This window comes from Picosynechococcus sp. PCC 7003 (genome assembly GCF_001693255.1).
Classification (GTDB): Bacteria; Cyanobacteriota; Cyanobacteriia; order Cyanobacteriales; family MRBY01; genus MRBY01.
In genome coordinates this window covers 229,904-253,256 of record NZ_CP016476.1, presented here as the reverse complement: position 1 = coordinate 253,256, position 23,353 = coordinate 229,904, and the positions used below count along the sequence as shown (strand labels likewise).

The following is a 23,353-nucleotide window of genomic DNA, read 5'->3' as shown; positions in this document are numbered from 1 at the left end:
AGACATTTCCCACAGACAGCAGCAAAATACAGCAATTGATCTAGCTGAAAGTTTAACTCACTTCCCCCCAGACCCAGAAGAACCCAGACGATCAAGCTTCCCCGAACAAACTCAACTGACCGAGGGGGAGAGAGCCGTAACGGCGCTGGTGTTGGCGTAAATGGCAGGCAGAGCAAAGGGCAATGAGATTTTCCCGGCGATTGTCTTCGGGGATGTAATTTTTGTGGTGGACGCTTAAGGTTAAAACAGCCCGTAGGTGGCGATCAATGCCTTTGACTTTCACATCCGACGGAATACACACCAGGCCACAGAGTTCACAGCGCCAGTCTGCATCCTCTTTTACTTGTAAGGCGATCGCCTGCCAATCATCAGAATATCGAGAAGAATGTTTCATCTAAACCTAGCGCCGCAAGATGATCCTGAAATCGCTACAGTATTAAAAAATTCCGGCCAACATCACAGCGAATACCGTTTGTTTTGTGACCTTATTTTGTGATTTTAAACCTAATTATCAAGAAATCACCAAAAAAAACGATCTCCCTTACCCCAAAGCACCATGAAAATCGCCTTCTTTAGCAGCAAACCCTACGATCAAACCTCATTTAATCGAGTCAACCAACGCTTTCACTATGAGCTAGTATTTCTCGAACCACGCCTCACTCCCAATACCGTCAGCCTCGCCGCTGGTTTTCCGGCCATTTGTGCGTTTATCAACGATGACTTGGGGGAAGCCGTCCTCACACAACTCGCCCACAACGGCACTCAATATATTGCCCTACGCTGTGCTGGGTTTAACAATATCAACCTTGAAGTCGCCCGTAAATTAGGCTTGAGCGTTGTCCGTATTCCCGCCTACTCTCCCCATGCCGTAGCCGAACATGCCGCAGGATTGATTTTGATGCTCAACCGCAAACTCTATCGCGCCTACAACCGCGTCCGGGACGATAACTTTGCCCTCAATGGCCTCCTGGGTTTTGATCTCCACGGTAAAACAGTCGGGATTATTGGCACCGGGAAAATTGGCGAATGCTTTGCCAAAATTATGCAAGGGTTTGGCTGTCGTTTGCTGGCCTACGATCTCCAAGAAAATTCTGTCTGTTTAGATTTGGGCGTCCAATACACAGATTTACCGGATCTGCTCACCCAAGCTGATATTATTTCTCTCCACTGTCCTTTAGTGCCCGACACCTATCACCTAATTAATGCCACTTCTCTCGCCCAGATCAAACCCGGTGCCATGCTGATTAACACCAGTCGGGGGGGCTTAATTGATACCAGAGCCGTCATCGAAGCGCTGAAAACAGGTCAATTGGGTTATTTTGGCACTGATGTCTACGAAGAAGAAGAAAATCTCTTTTTTGAAGATCTATCAGATACGGTGATTCAAGATGATACGTTTCAGTTATTACAGTCTTTTCCCAATGTGGTGATCACTGCCCACCAAGCCTTTTTTACCCAGGAAGCTTTGGGGAACATTGCAACTACGACTTTAGATAATTTGCGAGCACTGGAAAAAGGTCAAGTTTGCGCGAATCAGCTGTGTCCCTAGGAGCCATGGCAAAAATGCCTCATTTCAAATTGGTGACGGTTTTATTCAAGGCTTGTCTCGCAATTTTGGTCACATAGACAGTCACAGCAACAGTAGCCACAAAACCAAGAATACGGATCGACCACTGGGCAATGGGATTGGCGCTGGTGCTTTCTGTGCCGAGGGTCGCAAGATTTCCGGCCAAGGAACCGATATAAACATACATCACAGTGCCAGGGATCATTCCCACGGAGCCGAGGACATAATCTTTTAGGGAAACGCCCGTGACCCCATAGGCATAGTTGAGTAGATTAAAGGGAAATACAGGCGAGAGGCGAGTGAGAAGCACAATCTTTAGGCCTTCATTGCCAACCGCTTCGTCGATGGCACGAAATTTCGGGTTATCGGCGATTTTTTTACTGACCCATTGCCGAGCCAGATAACGACCGACCAGGAAAGCAGCGATCGCCCCTAGGGTTGCCCCAACAAAAACATAAATTGATCCCAAGGCGACGCCAAAAACAACCCCGGCTCCCAAAGTCAGAATCGACCCCGGTAAAAAAGCCACCGTCGCAACGACATAAAGCACCATAAAGGCGATCGCCCCTAGGGCACCCAGACTATCGATCCATTGCAAGCTTTGGAGGAACCAAACCTGGGGATCAAATCCCGTACCAAAAACCCCCTGGACAAAGATTGATGTTGAATGGGCCGCCGTTGCCATACCAGCGAAAAATGTTGAGAGTGCAACCACTTCTAAAAGCATACTTACCCCGAATGCACCCAAGGCTAAACCCGTAAAGCTTGTCCAACAAGGTATTTTCTTTGGTTGCCGTCGATGCCTAGTTTTTTGATTAGTGTCACCCTTTAAGTTAGCAGGTTTCATCAGCTTTCCCTCAAGTTAATCCTTCTGTTCGTCCGGCGATCGCCACTGCCGTCATCGAAATAACCCACACCATTCAAATGCTCCAGGATCTACTGGATTTGGCTAGGGCCGCTGGAGACCATTTATATTGCCGTTATTGCCGTTCCCAATCCAACCAAGGCAGTTGTTTCACCCCTAGGTTTCCCCCTTAGGATATCTAGCCCGTTCAAATAAATCACAAATCCGAGCATTATGTATCGCGTCACCGTGGTTAGACCCAAAATATTTTTCTTTTACGCTGATCCAACTCATAGCCAAGGAATTTGATTTACTAGCGGCTTTAAAGGTGTAGATTTGAAGTGTCATAAAGTTCACTCGGTCACTACTATTTTTTTCATCAAGATAATTTTATTGACTCATGCTTTTTTTCCAGTCTCCAAGGATAACTAATGGGTTGAATTTACGACCAAAAAGATATTTAAAAAGGGTTTAGCGGTGGCTTTTATCGCAACCGTTTAATGTAAACATAAGTCTTGCAGGTACTAAATCCAGTGAAAATTACGTAACAACCATCGTAAACAGAGACTTCCGAGGCATTTTCTAAGGATTAATTTTTGTTGAGGTAAGTCTCTCCTAATCTGAGAAGCAAATAGATTAGAAAAAATCACACTCTCTGGATTATGACGTTCAAAAAAATCGTTTTCACGACCATAATAACTGGTGGTCTACTTGTGTCCTTAAGCAGCTGCGGCAGCAATGAAGCTAGCAACACCGAAAATCCGCCACAAGTTGAAACTTCAGAAGTCGAAGTGACAGAAGAAACGGCAACCCTCGCCCCTGGCATGACTCCCTTCGATTTTCCGACAGTGGGCATCACAGCCGAAGCCGGAGACTATGTGCTGACCCCCACAAATAAGATGTGGACGGCTGCCATAGCAGCGGAAGACCCGACAAACGAAACCTACATTTACTATTCCGCAAAAATGTCTGCACCAGGAGAGGTTGAATCAGAAATCGAATCAACGTTTGACGGGATGGTTAAAATGCCGAACTCGATGATTATCCCGATCCCAAAAGGACAAACAGCACAAAAAGGTGACATTGTCCTGACCTGGTGGCAAACTGGCTCCGGGATGCAACGCGCGATAGTCGTGGATGATGCAAACCCCCAAGAACCTGTGGTCATGTATTTGGATTTGGCCTATGACAATCCGGCAACAGACAAAGATAGTGGTAAATCCATCGGTGCAACCGAATATCCACTCGCGCCTGATTCATTCGTGAAAATCACCGACTCGTGGCAAGAAGGCAACATGATTGCGGCAAATGATGGCGAAAGATGGAATTCTGTGCAAATCGTTAAAGTTGCTGGCGAAAAAATATTAACCGTTGGTTTTGCGGGCAGAATGAAAGTCTATGCAAAAGCAGATTGTCAACCCGTACCGCTTGTCCCTGATGTCGAGGCAGGTGATACAGTGCAAGCGGTTTTTGCGGGTTCATTTAGAGAACACACTGTAACAAGAGTAGACAAAGAAATCGGTCGCGTCTTTGTGGAGCAGTCTAACGCCGAAGAGGCAATTCCCTATGGACAAGTTGCCCCAACTTTGTGATGGCGCATGAAAATTCCAGGCAGCACTCCTCAGAAAACTTCTCAGACTTGAATTTCAAGGCCAAAACAGCACACACTAGAAGGCGATCGCCTTTGGCGGGATAATTCTTTGAGAGGAAAGATGTTTTCATGCGACCGATCCCGATTCAGCCCGAACCCCACCAAGAGTCCGTCTGGGACTATCCCCGTCCTGCTCGCCTAGAAGATACGGCTAAACATCTCGTCGTTGTTTGTAATCAGATCACCATCGCTGAGACCACTGGGGGGAAACGGGTACTCGAAACCAGCCATCCACCGAGCTATTATTTTCCCGCCGCCGATGTCCAGCACCAGTACCTCGTGCCCAACCCGCAACGGGGCATCTGTGAATGGAAAGGTCGCTATGAATACTACGATGTGGTGGTCGGCGATCGCCGCATTGAAGCTGCTGCCTGGCGGTTTTTTCAACCGACCCCAGCCTTTCAGAAGATTGAAAATTTCTACGGCTTTAGTGCCAAAGGGATGGATGCCTGCTACGTTAATGGGGAAAAAGTCACACCCCAAGCAGGTAATTTTTATGGCGGTTGGATTACCGCTGACATTGTCGGCCCCTTTAAAGGAGAAGTGGGCACATGGGGTTGGTAAAGACCTCTCAAAAATTACTTTTACTGTGCCCGCATTATCAAATTATCCATGTTTGCTTCACTCCTTGAGAATTATCAAAAAACGCGATCGCTCACCCTGAAACTGGCCGCACCCCTCGCCCCAGAAGATCAGGTTGTTCAGCCTGTGCCCTACGTCAGCCCCCCCAAATGGCATCTCGCCCACACCACTTGGTTTTTCGAAACTTTTGTCCTCCAAAAAAACCTCAAAGACTATCAGGCTTACCATCCCCAATATGCCTATCTTTTCAATAGTTACTATGAACAGGCCGGAGAACGATGGGGGCGATCGCAGCGTGGTTTTTTATCACGACCAACCGTCGCCGAGATTGTCGAATACCGCCATGCGGTCGATCAATCCCTCGAAACATTATTACTGGATATCGAAGCATTTGATTTGCCTGAACAGGAAGAAATTTACACAACGATGACCCTCGGTATTCACCATGAACAGCAACACCAAGAACTGCTGTTATACGACTTAAAATATATTCTCGGTCATAATCCTTTATTCCCAGCCTATGTTTCTAAACCTTCTTTAGAACCTCAACAAGCAACCCATAAGCCAACGTCAACTCCACCACAACATTATTTAAAAATCCCCGAAGGCATCTATAAAATTGGTCATCGAGGTAACTCTTTTTATTTTGATAATGAACGGGGTCGGCATCAAGTTTTTTTGCATCCATACCGCATTCTCGACCGTTTAATTACTTGCGGTGAATACCGAGAATTTATCGAGTCTGGTGGCTACCAAGATCCCCAATATTGGCTGATGGAAGGCTGGGAATGGATCCAGACAGAGAACCTTGCTGCACCTCTATATTGGCACTTAGATAAAAACCCACAACGGCAAAATTGGTACCACTACACCTTACATGGCTATGAAACCCTCGACTGGGACGCCCCCGTAACCCACATTAGTTTCTACGAAGCGGATGCCTTTGCCCGGTGGGCCGGAAAACGTTTACCCACGGAATTTGAGTGGGAAGTAGCCTGCAATTTATCCGAACCTGAGATTCCCGAAACCGCTAACTTTTTGGATGGCCAACAGCTTCATCCCCAACCCCGAACACAACATAGTAAACAATTTTATGGGGATGTTTGGGAATGGACCAGTAGTCCCTATTGTCCCTATCCATATTATGAAATTCCAGCAGGTGCCCTAGGGGAATATAACGGTAAATTTATGGTGAATCAGATGGTACTCCGGGGTGGCTCCTGTGCGACTTTAAGGGAACATATCCGACCGACATATCGCAACTTTTTTCACCCACAAATGCGTTGGCAATTTTCAGGTTTACGCCTTGCGGAACATTGTTAAGCAAAAAAAACTTGCCACTTTTTTAATTTTTATTGATTCAAAATGCTATGCTCAGCCAAAATTTAGCCCTTAATCCCTTTGCTTTAGATGTCCACCGGGGCTTGTCCCATTCCCCCAAAAGTTTGCCTTGTAAGTATTTTTATGATGCCCAGGGTGATGCTCTGTTCCAGCAGATTATGACCTTAGAGGAATATTATTTAACCCGCTGTGAACGGGAAAATTTTTTAACCCAAAAGCAACATATCTTAGATTTATTTTATGGCGATCGCCAACCATTTACCTTGGTAGAGTTGGGCGCGGGGGATGGCTCAAAAACAAAGATTTTACTTGATTATTTCCTAAGTCAGGCTGTTGATTTTGTCTATGCCCCCGTTGATATTTCTGAAAATATCCTGACCCATTTAACAGAAACCATTCAGGCTGATTTACCGCATCTAACCATTGCTCCGATCCAAGGGGACTATTTCCATACTGATTTTCTGGATCATGATTTAAGTCGGCGCAAAATTTTATTATTCTTGGGTTCAACTATCGGTAATCTTTCAGACCAAGAAACCGATGATTTTTTGCAAAATATTACCCGTAACCTCGATCCGGGTGATTTGATCATGTTGGGCTTTGATTTGATGAAAGACCCGCAGATTATCCTCCGAGCTTACGACGATGCCCAGGGCGTGACCCGTGCTTTTAACCTCAACTTACTCGAGCGGATTAATCGAGAACTAGAGGGTGACTTTCAGCTCGATCATTTCCAACATTGTCCCATTTATCATCCCCTCACCGGCGAGGCCCAAAGTTATCTCGTTAGTACCTGTACCCAAACTGTCACCCTCAATAAACTGTCCCAAAGCTATATTTTTGAAGCGTGGGAGGCGATTCACATGGAGACCTCCCGGAAATATTCCCGCAAACAGATTAAGCAACTGGCAGAGCAGCATCACTTTCGGGTGTTACATACTTTTTCAGATCAACGGGAGTATTATGTCAATTCTGTTTGGCAAAAATTAGCCGTTTAATTTAACTTGTGGTGGGTTCGGGAGGCAGTAAGTCCCGTGCTTGTCGATTTCCCTTAATGGGAATGAGCCAAGCTTTTTACTCGGCGCTAGGTCGTTCACGATTACAATCGGCACGAATACCGTCGGTGAACGTAATCAGCTTTGCCTTAGCTAGGGTTTTGGATATTGTGGTTAGCAGGGGCGGTTGGGGTTGAGGGCTTCAAACCCAGAAACAATGTCTAAAAGTTCTTCTGTGATCGAATTTTGCCGTTGTTGGCGATAGTTGGCCTGGAGATCACCCAGTCGTTCTTCGATATTTTTTTCAGCAGCTTGCATGGATGCAAGGCGAGCGGCATTTTCGCTGGCGAGGGATTCTACAGTGGCGCGATACAGGCTGAGAAAAAGATATTGGCGGACAACACCTGCAAAGGTTGGTGCCCAGGGGCCATTGAGGAGAGGAAAAGCAGTGGATTGCCAGGGGCGATCGCCCATTTCCTGGAGCCATTGACGGTCCAAGGGTAATAGTTGTCGGGTGACGGGCTGGTAGAGGGTATTGGATTGGGATTGGTGATAAATCAAGTGGATCTGGCGAATCGGTGATGTTTCGGCTTCGAAATACCATTGATCGATTAAGCCTAGGAGATTTTGAATAAGACGGGGCGTTCCCGCGAGGGAATTGGGGAGCCGAAAGGTGGTGTGGTGGGGATGGTCTAGGGACTGCAAGTAGGGCAACAGGCGATCGCCCACGGAAGCCAAGGCATAATCAGCGGTTATGAGCTGCCGTTGTTGGCAAGTGTGCAGGGCATGGGTGGCAAGTTGTTCGTTAAATTGGCCGCACAAACCGTGGTCAGAGCCAAACAAAATCAGCCCCACTTTTCCTTGTTGATGATTGGTACCCAGGGGCAACGGCTGATCAAGATTTGTTTCTGCAAAACGCCGATGCTGGAGTAGGGCTTGAAACCCCAGTTCAAGGCTATGGTTATAGTCCTGGAGAGCCGTGCGGGCCTGTTCATATTGCCGAATGCTGACCATGGCCAAGGCTTTCATGGTCCGGACAACAGCCCGGAGATCTTCAATACTGTTAATGGTGTTGCGCAGGGATTCGAGGGTGTGCATTGCTTAGGTTTTGATGGCAGCTTGCAGGGTTTCTAAAAGGAGGGTTTGGTCGGCCTCCGTGAGGGGATGGGAATACTGGATGCGCTCCACAAGGTCGGGTAATTCCTGGGCGATCGCCTCGGCCAATTTTTGTTCTACCGCTGGAATGTCCTCTAGGGCTACATGGTCTAATAAACCTTGGGTTACGGCGATCAAAATGGCAATTTGAGCTGCCGCTGTGAGGGGTTGACTTTGGTTTTGTTTGAGCACCTCCCGGATGCGTTTCCCCCGTTGGAGGGTTTGTTTGGTTTGTTTATCCAGTTGCGTCCCAAAACGGGCAAATACTTCTACTTCCTGGAATTGGGCATAGGCGAGGCGCAACGTCCCAGAAACAGCTTGGTAGGCGGCCAGTTGAGTTTTTCCGCCGACCCGAGACACGGATTTTCCCACATCCACCGCCGGGAAAATACTCTTTTGGAACAGTTCTGGGGAGAGATAAATTTGACCATCGGTAATGGAAATTAAATTGGTTGGGATGTAGGCTGAAAGGTTTTGGGCTTGGGTTTCGATAATGGGTAAAGCTGTCAAGGAGCCACCCCCTAAAGCCGCCGCCAGGTGGGTTGCTCGTTCTAGCAGCCGCGAATGGAGGTAAAAAATGTCCCCAGGATAGGCCTCGCGCCCCGGTGGTCGTCGCAGCAAGAGGGAGAGTTCACGGTAGGTGCGGGCGTGGTGGGTCAAGTCATCGTAAACGATCAACACATCGCGCCCCTGTTCCATGAAATATTCCGCCATCGTCGTCGCGCCATAGGGGGTAATGTATTGCAGTCCAAGGGGATCCTGGCCCGCCGCCACAATCACGATGGTATAGTCCATGGCTCCCTGTTCCCGGAGGGTGGCAATCACCTTGGCGATCGCCGCTGACCGTTGGCCAATGGCGCAGTAGATACAAATCACATCCTGGTCTTTTTGGTTGAGGATCGTATCAATGGCAATGGTGGTTTTTCCCGTTTGGCGATCGCCAATGATCAATTCCCGCTGCCCCCGACCAATGGGAATCAGAGCATCCACCACTTTCAGCCCTGTCTGCAAAGGCACCGTTACCGGGGCGCGATCCAAAATTGCAGCGGCTTCCCGTTCGACAGGTTTCCATTCCACCGCTTTGAGGGCGCCCCGACCATCCAAAGGTTCCCCCAGCACGGTCAACACTCGCCCCAGCAACACTTCTCCCACGGGCACATCCATCACCCTTTCGGTGCGATAGACCTCATCCCCTGCCTGGAGTGCATGGCTATCCCCCAACAAAATTACGCCCACTTCATCGGGATCGAGGTTAAAGGCAATCCCCAGCAGCGGTTCACCGCCAGCACTGGAGCGCGAAAAATAGACCAATTCATCGGCCTGGACGTTGGGCAGCCCCTTCACCCGGGCGATGCCTGGCCGGACAGATTCAACGACCCCCGTTTCTCGAAAAGTCAATTGGGCCGGAAAAGTTGCCAGGGTTTGCCGAATTTGCTGTAAAGCTTCTGTATAGGTGCCTTGGAGGGATGGGGCTTGGGGTTCCATGGTGAGGGACGGGTCAAAAATGAAGGGCATTAACGGGTGGCGATCGCCAGGGTTTGTTCGAGTTGATCGAGATAGGGATCCAGGCCCCAGAGGATTGCTTGGCCAGCCAGTTTCATTTCAATGCCACAGCCCAACTCCGGCACAGTGACGAAGTGAATGGGTATTCCCTCCAGGTTTAAGGTAGTGGCGAGGCTTTGTTTGATTTGCGCTTGGTGGGCCGCGTCCACGGGGAACGTCGTGCGGATGAAGAGGGCTTCTGGTGGAGTTTCTGAATTATGGATCTGCTGCCGCTGGGTCGCAGAAAGGTTTTGCAACTGTTCACAGAAGCGCGCCACCATCTGTTGTTCCAGGCTCACATTCGCCAAATCCCGGAGGGCTTGCCGGGCGATCGCCACCACCTGTTGGCTGACCTGTTGCCGGAGGGTATGGAAAAAAGCCCTTTGTTCCTGGTGCAAATCTGCTTCCCAGGCTTCTCGTTGCGCTTGGATATCTTGGCGTAGGGTCAGCAGTTGCCGTTGTCGCTCTTCGTCTGCCGCCGCCCGTGCTTCAGCTAAAAATGAGGCTCGATTTTCCTGGAGGGAGTGTTGTTCCTGGTGATATTGTTCTAGGGCCTGGTGGGCTTGGGCTTGGAGATCCGTGGCCGTTTGCCATTGTTCCGCCAGTTGGGCCTGACGCTTGGCCATTACCTGCAAAATAGGTTTGTACAAGAGCCAGCGCAACAAACCCAGCAAAATGACAAAGTTAAGAATTTGGGCAAATACCGTAAACCAGTCAATTAACACCGTTAACCTCCCTGGTTAAGAAAATAGTTCCAAAATGGATTGACAAACAGCAAAATCATCGACACTACCAGGCAATAAATCGCCGTTGACTCCACCATCGCGAGGCCCACAAATAGGGTGCGGGTAATCATATTGGCTTTATCCGGTTGCTGGGCGATCGCCCCCAGAGCTCGAGCCACAGCCATCCCTTCCCCCAGGGCCGGGCCAATGGAACCAATCGCAATGGTAATGCCGGCGGTCACCATCGCCACCGAGCCGATTAATGCGAGATCACTCATGAATTTTCCTCCATAGAAATACTTTGTTTTTTCTCCTGCACTGTCGCGGCAGAAGCAATATAAACCAAGGCCAAAATCGCAAACACATAGGCTTGGATTACCCCAAAAACCAGCCCCAATAAATTCATCGCCACGGGCACAAACAGCGGCACCAGGGCTAACAAAATTGCCGCCAAAAGATTCCCACTCATAATATTGCCAAAAAGACGCACCGCCAGGGCTAAAGTCCGGGAAAATTCACCAATAATTTGGAAGGGTAACATAATCGGCGTCGGCTGGAGATAACCTTTGAGGTAGCCTAAAATTCCCCGCTGACGGATCCCGTAAATCGGCACAGCCACAAACACGGCGATCGCTAAAGCAGTGGTGGTTGACAAGGAACCAGTAGGGGCGTGATAACCGGGGACGACGGTTAATAAATTGGCCGTCAAAATAAATAAGAATAAAGTGCCCACAAAGGCCAGATAGGGTTCTGGTTCCTGTTGGGTGACCTCTGCAATATGTTGATAAATGCCATCGACAACGATTTCTAAAAAATTCTGCCAAGGGGGCAGTTTGGGGCGCACCACTAATTTTTTCGTAACCCAAGCGGCACCGCCTACCAACAGCGCCATGGTAAGCCATGTATAAACCAAAGTGGCATTAATTACCACAAACTGATATTGATAAAAAATAATGCTATCCGGTGTAATTTGCATCCCCTCTATTCCTCCAGCAATATTTCCGATAATGAGGTTTGTGGCCGCCACCGATTAATTAAAATAGTCCGCGCTAATAAAAAACCTGCAAGGGCGATTAGTACCCGTTCCCAATAGCCATCAATCATCAAATATAGGGCGACCATGGCTAACATCAACCGCACCACACCACTGGTAATAATGAGTAATACTGGATGTTGGGAGCGGGTCAATTGTTTAACGGTAAACCACAGTGCCGTAAAGTAAAATAACCCCAGCCCAAAACCGAGGGGAAAAACAAATAAATTGGGCGTTATTTTTTCTAAAAATAGATTCATTGTCATTTTTAACTGAGCATTTTAATTAGGTTTCAAGAAGTGATGGGATTTGGCGATCGCCTTTAATAGTTTTATTTTTTGCATGGATAATTAAACCTCATCGATTTTGCTCCCGTTGAATCCACAACCAAGCGTTCCAACAACCGAGGATAATCCCCAGAAATAAGCCCGTTAACGTCCAGGAATAGGGACTCGGAAAGCGGCGGTCTAGCCAAATCCCCAGGAAGATTCCCAGTAGGGTCGGCCCCATCACCGACCAACCCACCATCCCAAAGACCCCAAATCCTAGCCACAAACTGCGATCGCCTTCTCGTTTGGCCCGGATTTTTTGTTGGGATTTTTGCTGGATCTGGCGTTCAAAATCTTCCCGGTGGCGATCGCCCTCTGGTGTGGTCATAAAGCGCCTCCCAAATCGATAAAGTCCCGCACAATGCTGCTTTCGAGACGTGCTAACATGCTCCGTGCCCGTTCTTCTTGCTCATCTAACTGGGTAAATTGCGCTTGCACCGCCTGCTGTAAGTCATCGAGGTTATCTCCCCGCACCGCATTGCGCACCGAAACCCAAACGGCAGCCCCCTGTTTGACTAAAATACCTTCATCAATGGCCAGACAATGTTCTTCTCCCGTGCTGGCTTCAAAGATCAAAAGACCCGCCGGCAAAACCGCCACATAATCCACATGGTTGGGCAATAGACAAAATCCACCGCCACTACCTTCTGCCGTGATTTTTTGCACTGGCTGATCCACCAGCAAATCTGTCAAACACAGTACCTTAAGATCCATCTGGGTGATCATGGTCGCTGTACCTCCCCAATAGCCCCGATCATATAGAGTGCACTTTCGGGTACATCGGCAAATTCATCGTTTAAAATTCGCTCGCAACCCGTTAGAGTCGCCTCTAAACTGACCACCCGCCCTGTTTTGTTGGTGAACTGTTCCGTCGAGAAAAAAGGCTGGGTCAGGAAGCGCTCTAACCTGCGGGCGCGGTACACAATGGCGCGATCGCCCGCCGCGAGTTCAGCCATTCCCAACATCGCGATCATGTCCTTAAGTTCCTCGTAGGTGGCAAGGGTTTGGCGCACTGCCAGGGCAATTTCGTAGTGACGCCGACCGGCGATCGCCGGCATCAACATCTTCGAACTCGAACGCAGGGGATCCACCGCCGGATAAAAACCTTCACTGGCCCGCTTACGTGACAACACAATGGACGCCGATAAATGACCAAAGGTATGCACTGCTGCCGGATCAGTAAAATCATCGGCGGGCACATACACCGCCTGCACCGAGGTGATCGCCCCATTTTTTGTACTGGTAATCCGTTCTTCAAGGGCGGCTAATTCCGTCGCGAGGGTTGGTTGGTAGCCCACCCGCGAGGGCAGTTCCCCCATTAAACCTGAAACCTCCTGACCAGCCTGAATAAAGCGGAAAATATTGTCGATCAAGAGCAATACATCCTGATGGGCTTCATCCCGAAAATATTCAGCAATGGTCAAGGCCGCATGGCCCACCCGAAACCTTGCCCCAGGCGGTTCATTCATCTGACCAAACAGCAACACCGTCTGGTCTAACACCCCTGTTGCCTGCATTTCCCGATAGAGTTCCTCTGCTTCTCGGTTCCGTTCACCGATACCGCAAAATAGACTGATCCCCTGGTGCTGACTGACCATGTTGTGGATCATCTCGGTGATTAAGACCGTTTTGCCGACGCCTGCCCCGCCGAAGAGGCCAGCTTTCCCACCCCGTTCGATGGGGGCGAGGACATCAATCACTTTGATCCCTGTTTCTAGAATTTCTGCCTGGGTTGATTGTTGGGCGAGGGGAACGGCGGCTTGGTGAATTGAGCGATACTTCACTGCAGTTAGGGGTTTGCCTTGATCGATCGTCTCACCGAAAACATTAAACATGCGCCCCAGTAAGGCGCGGCCCACAGGCATTTCGAGGGGATGGCCGGTATCGGTCACGGTGGCGCCTCGGGCAAGACCGGAGGTGGGGGTCAGGGCGATGCCCCGGACAAGGGTGGCGTTTAGGTGGGCAACGACTTCAATAACGATTCGACCTTCTTCCCCGGCATTGAGTTGATGGAGATAGCTGGGTAGCTGTTGGGGAAAGTACACATCAACGACGCTACCGCGCACGGAAACCACTTTCCCATGATTGGTGGTGGTTGGTGAGTGATGGGTCGATTGCATAGGGAACGATAAATTAAGGCGATCGCCTTTGGGGATGCTTTTATCACTCTAGCGAAAATCACTAGGGCCGCCACAAATATGGAGAATTGCAAACATCAGATAACAGCCCAGAAAGTCAGAAATCAAGGAAATCAGCGAATTTTTAAGGTATTTTTCATTTTTCTCAAATTGTTTTCGCTATTCTGAACATAACTGAGTCTAAATCAGGGTTTAGGCGTGGCAGATCAAATTTCAACGGGAGCACAATCAGGTGAATAGAGCAGATCAGTCAGTGGAAAAATATCTTGATCGGGACTGTTGGTGTGTTGCTAGTGGGTTGTGCCTCGGCCAATAATCAGTCCACTTCTGGGCCAGATAGTGCCATAACCCTCGATAGTATTTCTTTCGGTGTTGGCCCCTATTTCCCGACGCCCGACGAGAACCGCCAACAGTTTGAGCCTTTATTTGATGCCCTCGCCACCGAACTGGATCTTCCCGGAGATGTAACTGTCACCGAAGATTGGATTGGTATCTCTGAAGCCTTACGTGCTGGCTGGCACGTTGGATGTGGCTTGGTTGGGGCCTTGGGGATATGTTCTGGCGCACCATAATGATCCTTCCCCAGAGGCGATCGCCAATTACCTCAAGCAATTCCCTACAGAACAATGATGCAGCTTCCCAGGGGGCAATTTTATTGATTACCATAGGTTGGGAAATGGCAAGACGTTGGGGCGCTTTCCTGAAGTGATGCTCTGGGAAGCTTTAGCCGCCCTAGAACGGGTGCAGCTCCTCGATGTTGCTTTTTAACGAGACGATCAACTGTCTGGGGGACAAAAACAATGGGTGGCGATCGCCCCGCGCCCTCTGTAATGAAAAACGCCTCACGGTGATTTGTCGCCTCCACCAGGTTCACTTAGCCAAAAAATATGGCGATCGCATTTTAGGGATGCGCGCAGGTCAGATAATTTTGGATGTGCCCGCCACGGCCTTCAACGACGACATCGCCAATACTATCTATCAATAGATTGCTAATTTCTTAAAGGATTGACTGCTCAATCATGTAAAAGCAAAATCATCTTGAAAAATAAGGCTGGATCAATTTGAAAAAATTTTATGCCAATCCTTAAGCGAGGCGATTGATGTCAAACATTTAATCTTAGTAATTCACAAAAATTTCACCAGCTTTTCTTAAATTATCGTAACATTTATCTGTAAAAATTTTGCTTATAAAGACTCTCTGACAGAAGCTTAGTAGAGTTCCCAGAGTCTATGGAAGTACTGCTTTTTAGGCTATAACTAAAATAAACCCCTCAGAATAGAAAAAGTCATTTTTGTCATATTTTCTATTTTACACTGTATTAATTTGCATTGTTTATCGTTTTTTTAAATTCGTAATTGTGTCGAGAAATTTTGATTGCAGCAACTCATAGTGTGTGATATGATTTTTAGAAATTTAACTTTGATTTTGGGTGGTTATAGGGCAAATCAATAAAAATCTATATTAAGAAATACAAAAAACAAGCTTGTCATTGATCTATAAGAGATCTTAACATTTTTACGACTTTGGTTTTTTTCATGACAGGAAATTTTTTAAAATTTAAGTCAAGTCAACTTTTTTTATGCATTTTGTTGGGTCTACTTTTAATATCTTGTACAAGGACTAGAAGTCGTAGCCGTTCTAACCAGCTTGATTGTGTCAATAAACCAGAAATTGCAGAAGCAACTTCGACTAATCCTTTCGAAAATGTCAGCATAGACATTGGTATTGATGGAAGTGGCTCGATGGTTGGCTTTGTCAGTCGCTCTGGAACTCTATATACCCAAGCGATTGATTCCCTCAGTACCCTCATTGGTAATCGTAATATCGCAACAAGATACTGGCGGATCGGTTCATCTTTAGAAACAGATACCACCCAGGCACAGGCGATTACAACAGCGCAATTTTTAGAAGCGAAATTTCCCCAGTTTTATGATTGCAAGGTGGCAGGTTCTGACTATCCTTGTGTGTCGAGCACTTTACATCAAATTTATGAGCTTAATGGATCTGCGGATTCTAATGAAAACCCAGTAGCCCAGACGGAAAACGCTGAAATAGATGAAGCAGTTGATCCAGAAAAAGTTGTCAAGATTTTGATTACTGATCTAGAGCCTAATCAATCGGCGATCGCCGAATTGTCGAGTCGTGTCAGTCAAGAACTCCAAAAGAATCAAGACTACAAAGCAGTTCTCGTGGGGGTACGAAGTGAATTTAACGGCAATGTCTTCTCTGCCGAAACGGGACAAGTGGTCATTGGGGACTACTCGACCGATGATACGAATGTTACTGAATCCGGGCGTCCCTTTTATCTAGTAATGACAGGGCCAGAGAGAGCTTTGGACGAAATTATCAATAGTTTTAATAATTTACCTCTAGATGTGAGTGAAGCATTCCGGGTCACTTCCTTCGCGAGTTCAGATATAGATGTGATCACTTTAGACAAAACGTCTGTACCAGATCCTGTCAATGAATGTACGATCCAGCGGGGTAATATTGGCCGTCAACGTCCCCCAAAGGAACAGGCAAATCAATGGCTGATCTTGGAGCAGCGGGGTTGCCAGGGAGAAACGGAAACGGTGGTCGATGTTTGGTCTGAGCCTTCTACATCTCTGCTGGGCGCGACAATTAGCCCCGAAAAATTAGTCAGTTCTAATCCGATTTTGAATGTTGAAGCGGTCAATGTCCAAGGCGATCGCCTCAATGTCCAGACCCGCATTAATGCTGGTGAGGGATCACGGCGCGGAGAAACCGCTTACCTGACGCTTTCCCAACGGGATTTAGATGAAGCAGTCTGGGCAGATTGGAATTCTACGGCGGCTAATCCCAATGGTGCCAAGACCCAAAATCTCTTGCTCTTTGTCTATGGTCTGCGGGAAGCCGTCAAGGGCATGGCCCTCCAAAATACCGATCTGGATACCGGCATAGCGCACGTCCCCGGCGATGATGCGGTGAAATTTTGTATTGGTATTAACTAACGTTTATGTCGTCTCTTTTGTAAAAGGTACTTGAACTGTATGTCTGGAAAATCCTTAAAAAGCTGGTTTGCTTTAGTTATCGCTGTGGCGATCGCCTTATTGTGGAACTTACTTGGTAAGTATTATCTTTTTTATCAGCCCATATTGCCTCTAAGCGCAACGAATACTGAAATTGACGATTGGATTGCCGACATTTTTTGGCTCAATAATATTATTAGTTTAGTCTTAGGATTTTTATTGTTAGGGTTCTGGATATTTAAAGCCTATAATAAACAATTTATCCGTGCCGAATTAGTCCTTGCTAAACGCTTCACTTGGTGGCTATCGGCCCTATTTCACTTTTTTGCTTGTTTACTCATCTTTTTTGGTACTTCCTACTTCTTGGGCTGGCTTGACGAGGGACGATACATGGAATTCTGGTTATGGTATCCTGGCTGTCTTTTACTGGATACGTTACTAATCTTCTGGTTGCCCTCAGCCCTTGCTACACCACGTTCCCTAAGAAACATTCCCCCCCTAGCGATTAAACTCAGAAAATTTTACGGAGGTTAAAAATCATGTCAAAAATCTATGCGATTGGTGTTGGTGGTAGTGGTGCAAAATGTATTGAGGCGGTCACTTTTTTGCATGCCATCGGTGCCTATGGAGACAATTGTGAGCTCAATGTTTTACTAATCGATGCAGATCCAACCAATGGGAATTTGACCCGCACCCAACAAAACATTACAAAAACCATTAATTGCTATTGGCATTTCAAAAAAGGTTCTTCCCGCTTTATGGCAGCGGAAATCAAAGATTGGAAGGTTTGGAATCCCCTAGAGCAATCTGTTGGCAATTCTTTTGAGCAAATGTTAGAACTACGCCCCAGTGATCCACTCCGGGGTGTATTTGAAGTGCTTTATGGCCCTAACGAGCGGGTGATGGATTTTGATGTGGGCTTTCGGGGTCGTCCGCCTGTCGGTTCAGCAATTTTAGGAACCCTCGGTATTGATGGGGGTTTTCGTGATCGGCAAAATCCCCTCGAACGAATGCTTAATGATGTTCAAAATACTGAGGGAGTCACAGGAACATTTATTCATCTTTTTGGCAGTATTTTTGGGGGGACTGGGGCTTCTGGGGTGCCGAGTCTCGCAAAGCTGATCGGCGATCGCCTCCGCAATGATATGGGAATGGATATTGAGATCAATACATCCATCCTGCTACCCTATTTTGATTTTGAAAAGCCCCCTGAAGAAGAAAAAGTCTTTGCAGAGAAACGTTTCTTTAGCCTCAATACCCAAGCAGCACTCAAGTTTTTATACCAACAAAGCCGCAACGAAAAGATTTTTAAGGACATCTATATTATTGGGAATAGTGCTTCTACAAACTACAGCTCAAAAACTGGGGGCGAAGAGCAAAAAAATGATGCCCACTTTGTGGAACTATATGCTGCCCTAGCAATTAAAGATATTATCAAACGTCGCCAAGATGACCTTAGTACCTCTTCTAATGACGGGACCAAAGTCCACTACATCTGTCGCCGCAACCAAGACCACTTAATTTGGGAAGATTTCCCAGACGGCTCTGGTCTGAAAAAAGACCTAGGGGGAGCTGTGCGGATTGCCTACATGTGGGCTCATAATTTTTCCCTCGAGCTTCAAGCAGCCAGTCGACTTGGCCCAAAACAATTTGCCATTGGCGCACCTTGGTTCCCGCGCTTTTTTGACACGAATAGTATTAAAACCAGCACAAATAATAAGAAAACAAGCGGTGATTTCTTACCCACTATTGCTGATGATGAGCAGATTCAAGCCCTCAAAGCTTTTGATATTTGGGCCGATGCTTTTCTTCTCTGGGCAAAGCAACTTTCTAAGTCCCATCACCGGGGCGATCGCCTGTTCAATCTCAATGATGTCAAGGCCAATGCCCAAGAAAAAGCCTACAAAGACAAACTCAGTAAGCTAGTCACTGATCAAGCCGTTAGCCCAGAACAAGAACGGCAAGACTGCGTCGACACTATCAAAAACACCTTAGCAGACCTTGATAACTCTGAAATTCAAGAAGATGGTGTTGTTGGTCTTGTCCATACTCTTTTTAAGAATGCCTAATTACTTTTTCTTTTTCCTCAAATTTTTTCTCTAAGTTGTTTAGCTTCCTTTTGCCCAATATTTGCCATGACTCATCCCTGCCTGCCTGCCCTCCTCTCTGACCGTACCTCCATCCCCGCCGTCGAACCGGGTAGATTTAATGAGGTTAACCTCAGCCAAATTAAAAACCTGGCCGATGACCTCGATTTTGAAGCCAGTGACGATGCTGATATTCATTCCATCCCAAGTCCCTGGGCCCGCCCTCTCCAATTTATGGCGGCGATTTCAGACCGAAAATATAAAGCCAGAGCAGGCTTATTGCGTCAATATCGTGGCTTTTTAGCAGCTTTGGCCCTATCGGAATATCTGAATCTTTCGATCAAAGCCCAGGAGATTAACCTAACCAAAGAAGAGCTTCAACGGACCAAACTCACCAAGGCCCTAGTCACCCTTAAGCCCGATGCCGATCAAAGTGTTTTAAGTCGGTCTTTTGGTCAAGCAGATCCCTGGCTAAAGACCTATGTTTTTTATTGCAATGAACATGTGCTGGGGATGACCAGTCCCGCAACCCTTGTTACACCAGCGCCCCATATCAATAATGCCTTGGGGCAACAAATTCACTGGATCAAAGACAATCGCTTTAGTGATCCCACCCAATCCCTGAGCAGTCGCGAGCGTTATGTGGTGATCGAATGGCTCAAAAATCTCTGTAATGAACTAAACAATGTTTGGGACAGTGGCAATCGAGAACTGATCAACTCCCTAATTCAAGAACTCCAAGATTTTGCTAATGACTTGGGAGGTGGCCAACTATCTCCAATCGAAATCAACCAAAATGAAGATGGCTTCGGCATTTTATTGGAACCTGCTCCGCTAAAATATCTCGCACCGATGAAGTTAGCAGAAGAGGGAAGCGCGCCTCGTTCCAACGTACAGATTTTGCCATCAGCGGGTTTTGCTCCAGACCGACCCATTTACCTAATTGATCAAGAGCGTCTCCCTGCCAAGTTAGGCCATCGCCCCGGTGAAATCATTGTCTATGGCACAATTTCTCTGCAGATCTTCAATCCGGTCACCCATGGGCGCGACGATGCCTACTTCCTAACACCTGAAGACTTTTTCCTAGATGAACTGTTTTATATCGAAGGCGACAAACTACTTCCAGGTACTTGGATTACCGATAAATTAAATGTCTATGACAGTATCGATGCGCAAACCAATCGAGTACGGGGCGCAAAAACACTTCTACTACCACTCAATCCACTGCTAAAACATTATTTTGCTAGCCCTGATCTTGAAAAAGTGACCAGCCTAAGCTTGATCGGCCAGGGATCTGACCGTAGAGTAAAGGTCTCACTCAAGGTGCCCTTGTCTGGCTATGGTAGTAGACCCGTATTTTACGAAGTCTCCAAAGAATTTCCCCTTAAGCCCGAAAATAGCTTATCAGGAGCGATCCCCGTAGTTGGGATGTGGCCCAATGTTCCCGTCGGCAGTTGGAAACAGTTCTTCGTTTTTACAGATGCTTCAGAGAATGTCGAAACAGCATTTTCCCTGGCTCCCCCAACGGTGGGGGCGACGTCCTTCTTCCGTAATATGGGGCAACAGGCTCGTTATCAATATTGGGAATGTCCCCAGCACCCTAATATTCTCGAAGCGGTGAGTGCTGATGGTCGTCCCCTGGGAGTACTACCCCTAAGAATTCCCCGAGTTCAATTGGGAGAAACGAGAGAATGGACAGTCGGCGTTGACTTTGGGACATCGTTTACTAATCTGGCTGTTCGTCGAGGCAATGGTGAGCCCCAATGGTTGGATCTCCAAACCCAAATGCTCTCAATTACGGAAGCCCCCCTGTCGATCCGGGATCGAGCCTACCGAGAAATGTTTGTGCCAGAAACTTTTATCAAGGACGAACGGGAACGACTACCCATGGCGACCTTGTTGACAACGATGGGTTGGACAGAATCCTCCAGCACCGCAATTCCTGAACCCCTTAAGGAAGCCCGGATTTTTGTCCCCCGTTTAGATAAATTTGACTTTAATGTCGAGCACGTTAAAAGCAACATTAAGTGGGATCAAATCCGTTTCCAAGATCCTTTCCTGCGTCATCTTCAGCGACTGGTAGCAGCCCAAGCAGCCCTTGAAGGAGTAACAAGTATTACTTGGGTGGTTTCGTATCCCTCTGCGTTCTCTCCCCATGAAGAGCAAATGTACTTTGCAACTTGGAAGCGAACATTACGGGATATGGAACAAATTACGAATCAGCGTCACTTGTACGACGAAACAATTCATCGCACCGAAAGTATCGCTTTTGCAGAATATTATCGGAATGTTTGTGCAGGGGTAGAAGATAATCTTCTGAATACCATCTGCGTTGATATTGGTGGTGGTACCTCAGACATTGCGATTTTCCGAGACAGTCAAGTCATTTATCAAACTTCTGTTGCCTATGCGGGGCGAGATATTTATCACCGTTTACTCAAGCTAAACCTGAATGCCATCGGCGATGTGTTTGGTCTTTCTGAACGTGATGCCCAGAGTTTACAAGAGGTTCTTAAGGGTAATAATTTTAATTCTGCCCTTGATAACTACCTACGTGGTAATGGCCGCAAAATTCTTGAAGGAGGCTATGCGGTCAATGCGAGTAAACAGAAAAACAAAGAGTTTCGTACTTTACTCGTTTTTGCGATTGGCGGACTATACCATTATTTAGGGCTAGTTCAAAAATACGCCTCTCAAGATAAAAATGATTGTACGGCCACTGTTTTTGTTGGCGGCAATGGTTCTCGTTTCTTAGATTGGCTAACACCTACAGGGGAATACAATAGTAGCTCCGAAATTAACAAAGTTTTATTAGGCGTCATGGAGAGGTCTTCGGAACTTAAGCCCAATCCAAAAAGTGAACCAATTCAACGAACAGTTCATCCCAAGTCAGAAGTATGTGAGGGTTTGATTATCCCCCAGGAAAGTACACTCCAACGTGTTGAACAAAGTAATCCTTTAGTGGGTGAGATTTGCGAAGTTAATGGAAAAGAGTTTTCAGCCCTAGATGTTCTTGATCTTCCTGAAGAATGGGGAAAAATCACCAGCTTTAATGTTATCAGTACCCAAGAACTGGAACGGTATATCCGAAACTTTAATCAAATCATTACTCAGGAGAGAATTGGTAGTATCCAAGCTCTTCCTGGAGTGCAAATCAAAGGTGATCAAGTAATCCCGGCAGACCTTAAAGAAGTGCTCCAGCAAGTCGTGAAAGACACCTGTCAGAAAAAACTCGGCAAGAAAGAAGATTTTGAACTAGAGTCTACATTCCTCTTGCAGTTACGCTGCTTTATGGATATTCTGGCTAGTCGTTGGGCTCGTAGTAACGGAGGCAAATAATAATGAAGATGAAAAAGTTTAAATGGTTACTCATTCTTCTACTTGTTACGGGGAACCTTGTTTCATGTGGACCAAGAAATCACACTGAAAATCCGCCATCCCCTAATGATATTGGGTCCCCAGCAGATACCGGTGAAGAGGGAGATGGAAATGGTTTTCCACTGGGTTACGTCACTTTTATCGCTTTACTACTTCTAGCTGGAGGAATTGGATTGTTTTCGATGTACATAAAAGTAAACAATCAGAAGAATAATAAATCAAACAAATACACAAAAAATTCAAGACCAACTTCCAACATATCCTCGCAGCCTTTGCGTTCAAACCCCAGCAAAAAGGCAAATAATATAAGTGGTCATAAATTTTCTGACCACTTACCTAAACTAGAAATAAATGAATTATTGGAATCACTGGACAAAAAGGTAGAAACTTTAGTTGACCAAAACCAGAAAATAGAACAACAATTGCAAAAGCTTGAGAAGCAAATTACTTCAATTAGTTCTCAAAACTCTCTTTCGTCCTCAAGGTTTTCAGAAAGACAACAATATCCAGTCCAAGATAAAACTAATTATTCAAATTATCCTGTTCATTCACAACCTGCTCCAGTTGTACAGCGAGATCCATACCAGGAAGTCATTACGGCTTTCAATACCAAAGATACAACTTTCTTCCAGCAGAATACTACCTATTATTTAGCTTTAGACGAAAGTACGATTGGTGGTGAGACCAGTGCAGGAGCGAAGCGAATCGTAAAATTCATTGATATTGACAACCTTAGAGATGCTCTTTGTTTAGCCGTCAATGTTAACTCTGAATATTTATTAATTCCTAACTTCTTTAGTCCATACTATGAAAATTTAGATCAGTGGTTATCTGACAACATTGACATTTTTGATTATCAAGGCAACGGGCAAACTGTCGAATTAATTAGACCTGGCAAAGTCCAGTACTCCCAAAGTGAAAATGGCATCTGGAATCTAATAGAACCCGTAAGATTACAGTTGAGCTAGGTTCATTTAATCAATCTAATTTTAAAA

At 46.7% G+C, this 23,353-nt stretch carries 23 protein-coding genes; 12 read left to right on the top strand and 11 right to left on the bottom strand.

Features of this window, described 5'->3' with window-relative positions:
• Positions 1-91 precede the first annotated feature (91 nt).
• Positions 92-394, bottom strand: a complete 303-nt coding sequence (locus AWQ21_RS15745) for an HNH endonuclease (protein WP_012305642.1) — start codon at positions 392-394, stop codon at positions 92-94.
• Positions 395-556: 162 nt separating this feature from the next.
• Between AWQ21_RS15745 and AWQ21_RS15740 the strand changes: the two genes are divergently transcribed.
• The gene (locus AWQ21_RS15740; RefSeq protein ID WP_065715634.1) at positions 557-1,549 is read left to right on the top strand and encodes a 2-hydroxyacid dehydrogenase; all 993 of its coding nucleotides are present in this window, start codon (positions 557-559) and stop codon (positions 1,547-1,549) included.
• 19 nt (positions 1,550-1,568) lie between these two features.
• Here the strand turns inward: AWQ21_RS15740 and AWQ21_RS15735 are convergent, their stop codons facing one another.
• Positions 1,569-2,252 carry a TVP38/TMEM64 family protein gene (locus AWQ21_RS15735; RefSeq protein WP_232315170.1) on the bottom strand — a complete coding sequence of 228 codons (684 nt, stop codon included), beginning with the start codon at positions 2,250-2,252 and terminating at the stop codon, positions 1,569-1,571.
• 821 nt (positions 2,253-3,073) lie between these two features.
• Here AWQ21_RS15735 and AWQ21_RS15730 point away from each other — a divergent pair.
• The 4 genes from AWQ21_RS15730 (at position 3,074) to egtD (ending at position 6,983) form a co-directional block, all read left to right on the top strand.
• Complete coding sequence (locus AWQ21_RS15730; RefSeq protein WP_065715632.1) at positions 3,074-4,003, top strand: hypothetical protein; 930 nt, start codon at positions 3,074-3,076, stop codon at positions 4,001-4,003.
• Positions 4,004-4,131: 128 nt separating this feature from the next.
• The gene (locus AWQ21_RS15725; RefSeq protein WP_065715631.1) at positions 4,132-4,626 is read left to right on the top strand and encodes a DUF427 domain-containing protein; all 495 of its coding nucleotides are present in this window, start codon (positions 4,132-4,134) and stop codon (positions 4,624-4,626) included.
• Between the two features lie 48 nt (positions 4,627-4,674).
• On the top strand, positions 4,675-5,967 hold the full coding sequence (gene egtB, locus AWQ21_RS15720; protein ID WP_065715630.1) for an ergothioneine biosynthesis protein EgtB: 1,293 nt from the start codon (positions 4,675-4,677) through the stop codon (positions 5,965-5,967).
• 47 nt (positions 5,968-6,014) lie between these two features.
• Positions 6,015-6,983, top strand: a complete 969-nt coding sequence (egtD, locus tag AWQ21_RS15715; protein WP_065715629.1) for an L-histidine N(alpha)-methyltransferase — start codon at positions 6,015-6,017, stop codon at positions 6,981-6,983.
• A 171-nt stretch (positions 6,984-7,154) separates the two neighbouring features.
• Here egtD and AWQ21_RS15710 read toward each other — a convergent pair whose 3' ends face one another.
• The 9 genes from AWQ21_RS15710 to atpD form a co-directional block, all read right to left on the bottom strand.
• Positions 7,155-8,078, bottom strand: coding sequence for a F0F1 ATP synthase subunit gamma (locus AWQ21_RS15710; RefSeq protein WP_065715628.1), 924 nt, complete (start codon positions 8,076-8,078; stop codon positions 7,155-7,157).
• A 3-nt stretch (positions 8,079-8,081) separates the two neighbouring features.
• Positions 8,082-9,620: an alternate F1F0 ATPase, F1 subunit alpha gene (locus AWQ21_RS15705; protein ID WP_065715647.1), complete on the bottom strand. Its 1,539-nt coding sequence runs from the start codon at positions 9,618-9,620 to the stop codon at positions 8,082-8,084.
• Positions 9,621-9,649: 29 nt separating this feature from the next.
• Complete coding sequence (locus tag AWQ21_RS15700) at positions 9,650-10,402, bottom strand: F0F1 ATP synthase subunit B (RefSeq protein ID WP_065715627.1); 753 nt, start codon at positions 10,400-10,402, stop codon at positions 9,650-9,652.
• 2 nt (positions 10,403-10,404) lie between these two features.
• Positions 10,405-10,680: a F0F1 ATP synthase subunit C gene (locus tag AWQ21_RS15695; RefSeq protein ID WP_012305626.1), complete on the bottom strand. Its 276-nt coding sequence runs from the start codon at positions 10,678-10,680 to the stop codon at positions 10,405-10,407.
• Entirely contained in the window at positions 10,677-11,378 is a 702-nt protein-coding gene (locus AWQ21_RS15690) for a F0F1 ATP synthase subunit A (RefSeq protein ID WP_065715626.1), read from the bottom strand. The genes AWQ21_RS15695 and AWQ21_RS15690 overlap by 4 nt, the downstream gene beginning before the upstream one ends.
• Before the next feature lie 5 nt (positions 11,379-11,383).
• Positions 11,384-11,695, bottom strand: a complete 312-nt coding sequence (locus AWQ21_RS15685; protein ID WP_083998100.1) for an ATP synthase subunit I — start codon at positions 11,693-11,695, stop codon at positions 11,384-11,386.
• A gap of 97 nt (positions 11,696-11,792) precedes the next feature.
• Complete coding sequence (locus AWQ21_RS15680; RefSeq protein ID WP_065715624.1) at positions 11,793-12,092, bottom strand: AtpZ/AtpI family protein; 300 nt, start codon at positions 12,090-12,092, stop codon at positions 11,793-11,795.
• Positions 12,089-12,490: a F0F1 ATP synthase subunit epsilon gene (locus tag AWQ21_RS15675; RefSeq protein WP_232315169.1), complete on the bottom strand. Its 402-nt coding sequence runs from the start codon at positions 12,488-12,490 to the stop codon at positions 12,089-12,091. The genes AWQ21_RS15680 and AWQ21_RS15675 overlap by 4 nt, the downstream gene beginning before the upstream one ends.
• Complete coding sequence (gene atpD, locus AWQ21_RS15670; protein ID WP_065715623.1) at positions 12,487-13,884, bottom strand: F0F1 ATP synthase subunit beta; 1,398 nt, start codon at positions 13,882-13,884, stop codon at positions 12,487-12,489. The genes AWQ21_RS15675 and atpD overlap by 4 nt, the downstream gene beginning before the upstream one ends.
• Positions 13,885-14,168: 284 nt before the next feature.
• On the opposite strand from atpD, the gene AWQ21_RS15665 reads away from it, so the two are divergent.
• The 7 genes from AWQ21_RS15665 to AWQ21_RS15635 all read left to right on the top strand — a co-directional run bounded on the left by AWQ21_RS15665 (position 14,169) and on the right by AWQ21_RS15635 (position 23,326).
• On the top strand, positions 14,169-14,474 hold the full coding sequence (locus tag AWQ21_RS15665; RefSeq protein WP_065715622.1) for a hypothetical protein: 306 nt from the start codon (positions 14,169-14,171) through the stop codon (positions 14,472-14,474).
• A 182-nt stretch (positions 14,475-14,656) separates the two neighbouring features.
• Complete coding sequence (locus AWQ21_RS15660) at positions 14,657-14,887, top strand: hypothetical protein (RefSeq protein ID WP_065715621.1); 231 nt, start codon at positions 14,657-14,659, stop codon at positions 14,885-14,887.
• Between the two features lie 758 nt (positions 14,888-15,645).
• Complete coding sequence (locus AWQ21_RS15655) at positions 15,646-16,875, top strand: hypothetical protein (protein WP_065715620.1); 1,230 nt, start codon at positions 15,646-15,648, stop codon at positions 16,873-16,875.
• A gap of 39 nt (positions 16,876-16,914) precedes the next feature.
• Positions 16,915-17,427 carry a hypothetical protein gene (locus AWQ21_RS15650; protein WP_065715619.1) on the top strand — a complete coding sequence of 171 codons (513 nt, stop codon included), beginning with the start codon at positions 16,915-16,917 and terminating at the stop codon, positions 17,425-17,427.
• Between the two features lie 5 nt (positions 17,428-17,432).
• Positions 17,433-18,962: a hypothetical protein gene (locus AWQ21_RS15645; protein WP_065715618.1), complete on the top strand. Its 1,530-nt coding sequence runs from the start codon at positions 17,433-17,435 to the stop codon at positions 18,960-18,962.
• 66 nt (positions 18,963-19,028) lie between these two features.
• Positions 19,029-22,319 carry a hypothetical protein gene (locus AWQ21_RS15640; protein WP_065715617.1) on the top strand — a complete coding sequence of 1,097 codons (3,291 nt, stop codon included), beginning with the start codon at positions 19,029-19,031 and terminating at the stop codon, positions 22,317-22,319.
• A gap of 2 nt (positions 22,320-22,321) precedes the next feature.
• Positions 22,322-23,326, top strand: a complete 1,005-nt coding sequence (locus AWQ21_RS15635; protein ID WP_065715616.1) for a prefoldin domain-containing protein — start codon at positions 22,322-22,324, stop codon at positions 23,324-23,326.
• The last annotated feature ends 27 nt before the right edge of the window (positions 23,327-23,353 follow it).

Excerpts from the sequence above, each read along its gene's own strand:
- AWQ21_RS15745 (WP_012305642.1), bottom strand. The coding sequence starts at position 394 with ATGAAACATTCTTCTCGATATTCTGATGATTGGCAGGCGATCGCCTTA.
- AWQ21_RS15740 (WP_065715634.1), top strand. The coding sequence starts at position 557 with ATGAAAATCGCCTTCTTTAGCAGCAAACCCTACGATCAAACCTCATTT.
- AWQ21_RS15735 (WP_232315170.1), bottom strand. The coding sequence starts at position 2,252 with ATGGCAACGGCGGCCCATTCAACATCAATCTTTGTCCAGGGGGTTTTT.
- AWQ21_RS15730 (WP_065715632.1), top strand. The coding sequence starts at position 3,074 with ATGACGTTCAAAAAAATCGTTTTCACGACCATAATAACTGGTGGTCTA.
- AWQ21_RS15725 (WP_065715631.1), top strand. The coding sequence starts at position 4,132 with ATGCGACCGATCCCGATTCAGCCCGAACCCCACCAAGAGTCCGTCTGG.
- egtB (WP_065715630.1), top strand. The coding sequence starts at position 4,675 with ATGTTTGCTTCACTCCTTGAGAATTATCAAAAAACGCGATCGCTCACC.
- egtD (WP_065715629.1), top strand. The coding sequence starts at position 6,015 with ATGCTCAGCCAAAATTTAGCCCTTAATCCCTTTGCTTTAGATGTCCAC.
- AWQ21_RS15710 (WP_065715628.1), bottom strand. The coding sequence starts at position 8,078 with ATGCACACCCTCGAATCCCTGCGCAACACCATTAACAGTATTGAAGAT.
- AWQ21_RS15705 (WP_065715647.1), bottom strand. The coding sequence starts at position 9,620 with ATGGAACCCCAAGCCCCATCCCTCCAAGGCACCTATACAGAAGCTTTA.
- AWQ21_RS15695 (WP_012305626.1), bottom strand. The coding sequence starts at position 10,680 with ATGAGTGATCTCGCATTAATCGGCTCGGTGGCGATGGTGACCGCCGGC.
- AWQ21_RS15690 (WP_065715626.1), bottom strand. The coding sequence starts at position 11,378 with ATGCAAATTACACCGGATAGCATTATTTTTTATCAATATCAGTTTGTG.
- AWQ21_RS15685 (WP_083998100.1), bottom strand. The coding sequence starts at position 11,695 with ATGAATCTATTTTTAGAAAAAATAACGCCCAATTTATTTGTTTTTCCC.
- AWQ21_RS15680 (WP_065715624.1), bottom strand. The coding sequence starts at position 12,092 with ATGACCACACCAGAGGGCGATCGCCACCGGGAAGATTTTGAACGCCAG.
- AWQ21_RS15675 (WP_232315169.1), bottom strand. The coding sequence starts at position 12,490 with ATGATCACCCAGATGGATCTTAAGGTACTGTGTTTGACAGATTTGCTG.
- atpD (WP_065715623.1), bottom strand. The coding sequence starts at position 13,884 with ATGCAATCGACCCATCACTCACCAACCACCACCAATCATGGGAAAGTG.
- AWQ21_RS15660 (WP_065715621.1), top strand. The coding sequence starts at position 14,657 with ATGTTGCTTTTTAACGAGACGATCAACTGTCTGGGGGACAAAAACAAT.
- AWQ21_RS15655 (WP_065715620.1), top strand. The coding sequence starts at position 15,646 with ATGGTTGGCTTTGTCAGTCGCTCTGGAACTCTATATACCCAAGCGATT.
- AWQ21_RS15650 (WP_065715619.1), top strand. The coding sequence starts at position 16,915 with ATGTCTGGAAAATCCTTAAAAAGCTGGTTTGCTTTAGTTATCGCTGTG.
- AWQ21_RS15645 (WP_065715618.1), top strand. The coding sequence starts at position 17,433 with ATGTCAAAAATCTATGCGATTGGTGTTGGTGGTAGTGGTGCAAAATGT.
- AWQ21_RS15640 (WP_065715617.1), top strand. The coding sequence starts at position 19,029 with ATGACTCATCCCTGCCTGCCTGCCCTCCTCTCTGACCGTACCTCCATC.
- AWQ21_RS15635 (WP_065715616.1), top strand. The coding sequence starts at position 22,322 with ATGAAGATGAAAAAGTTTAAATGGTTACTCATTCTTCTACTTGTTACG.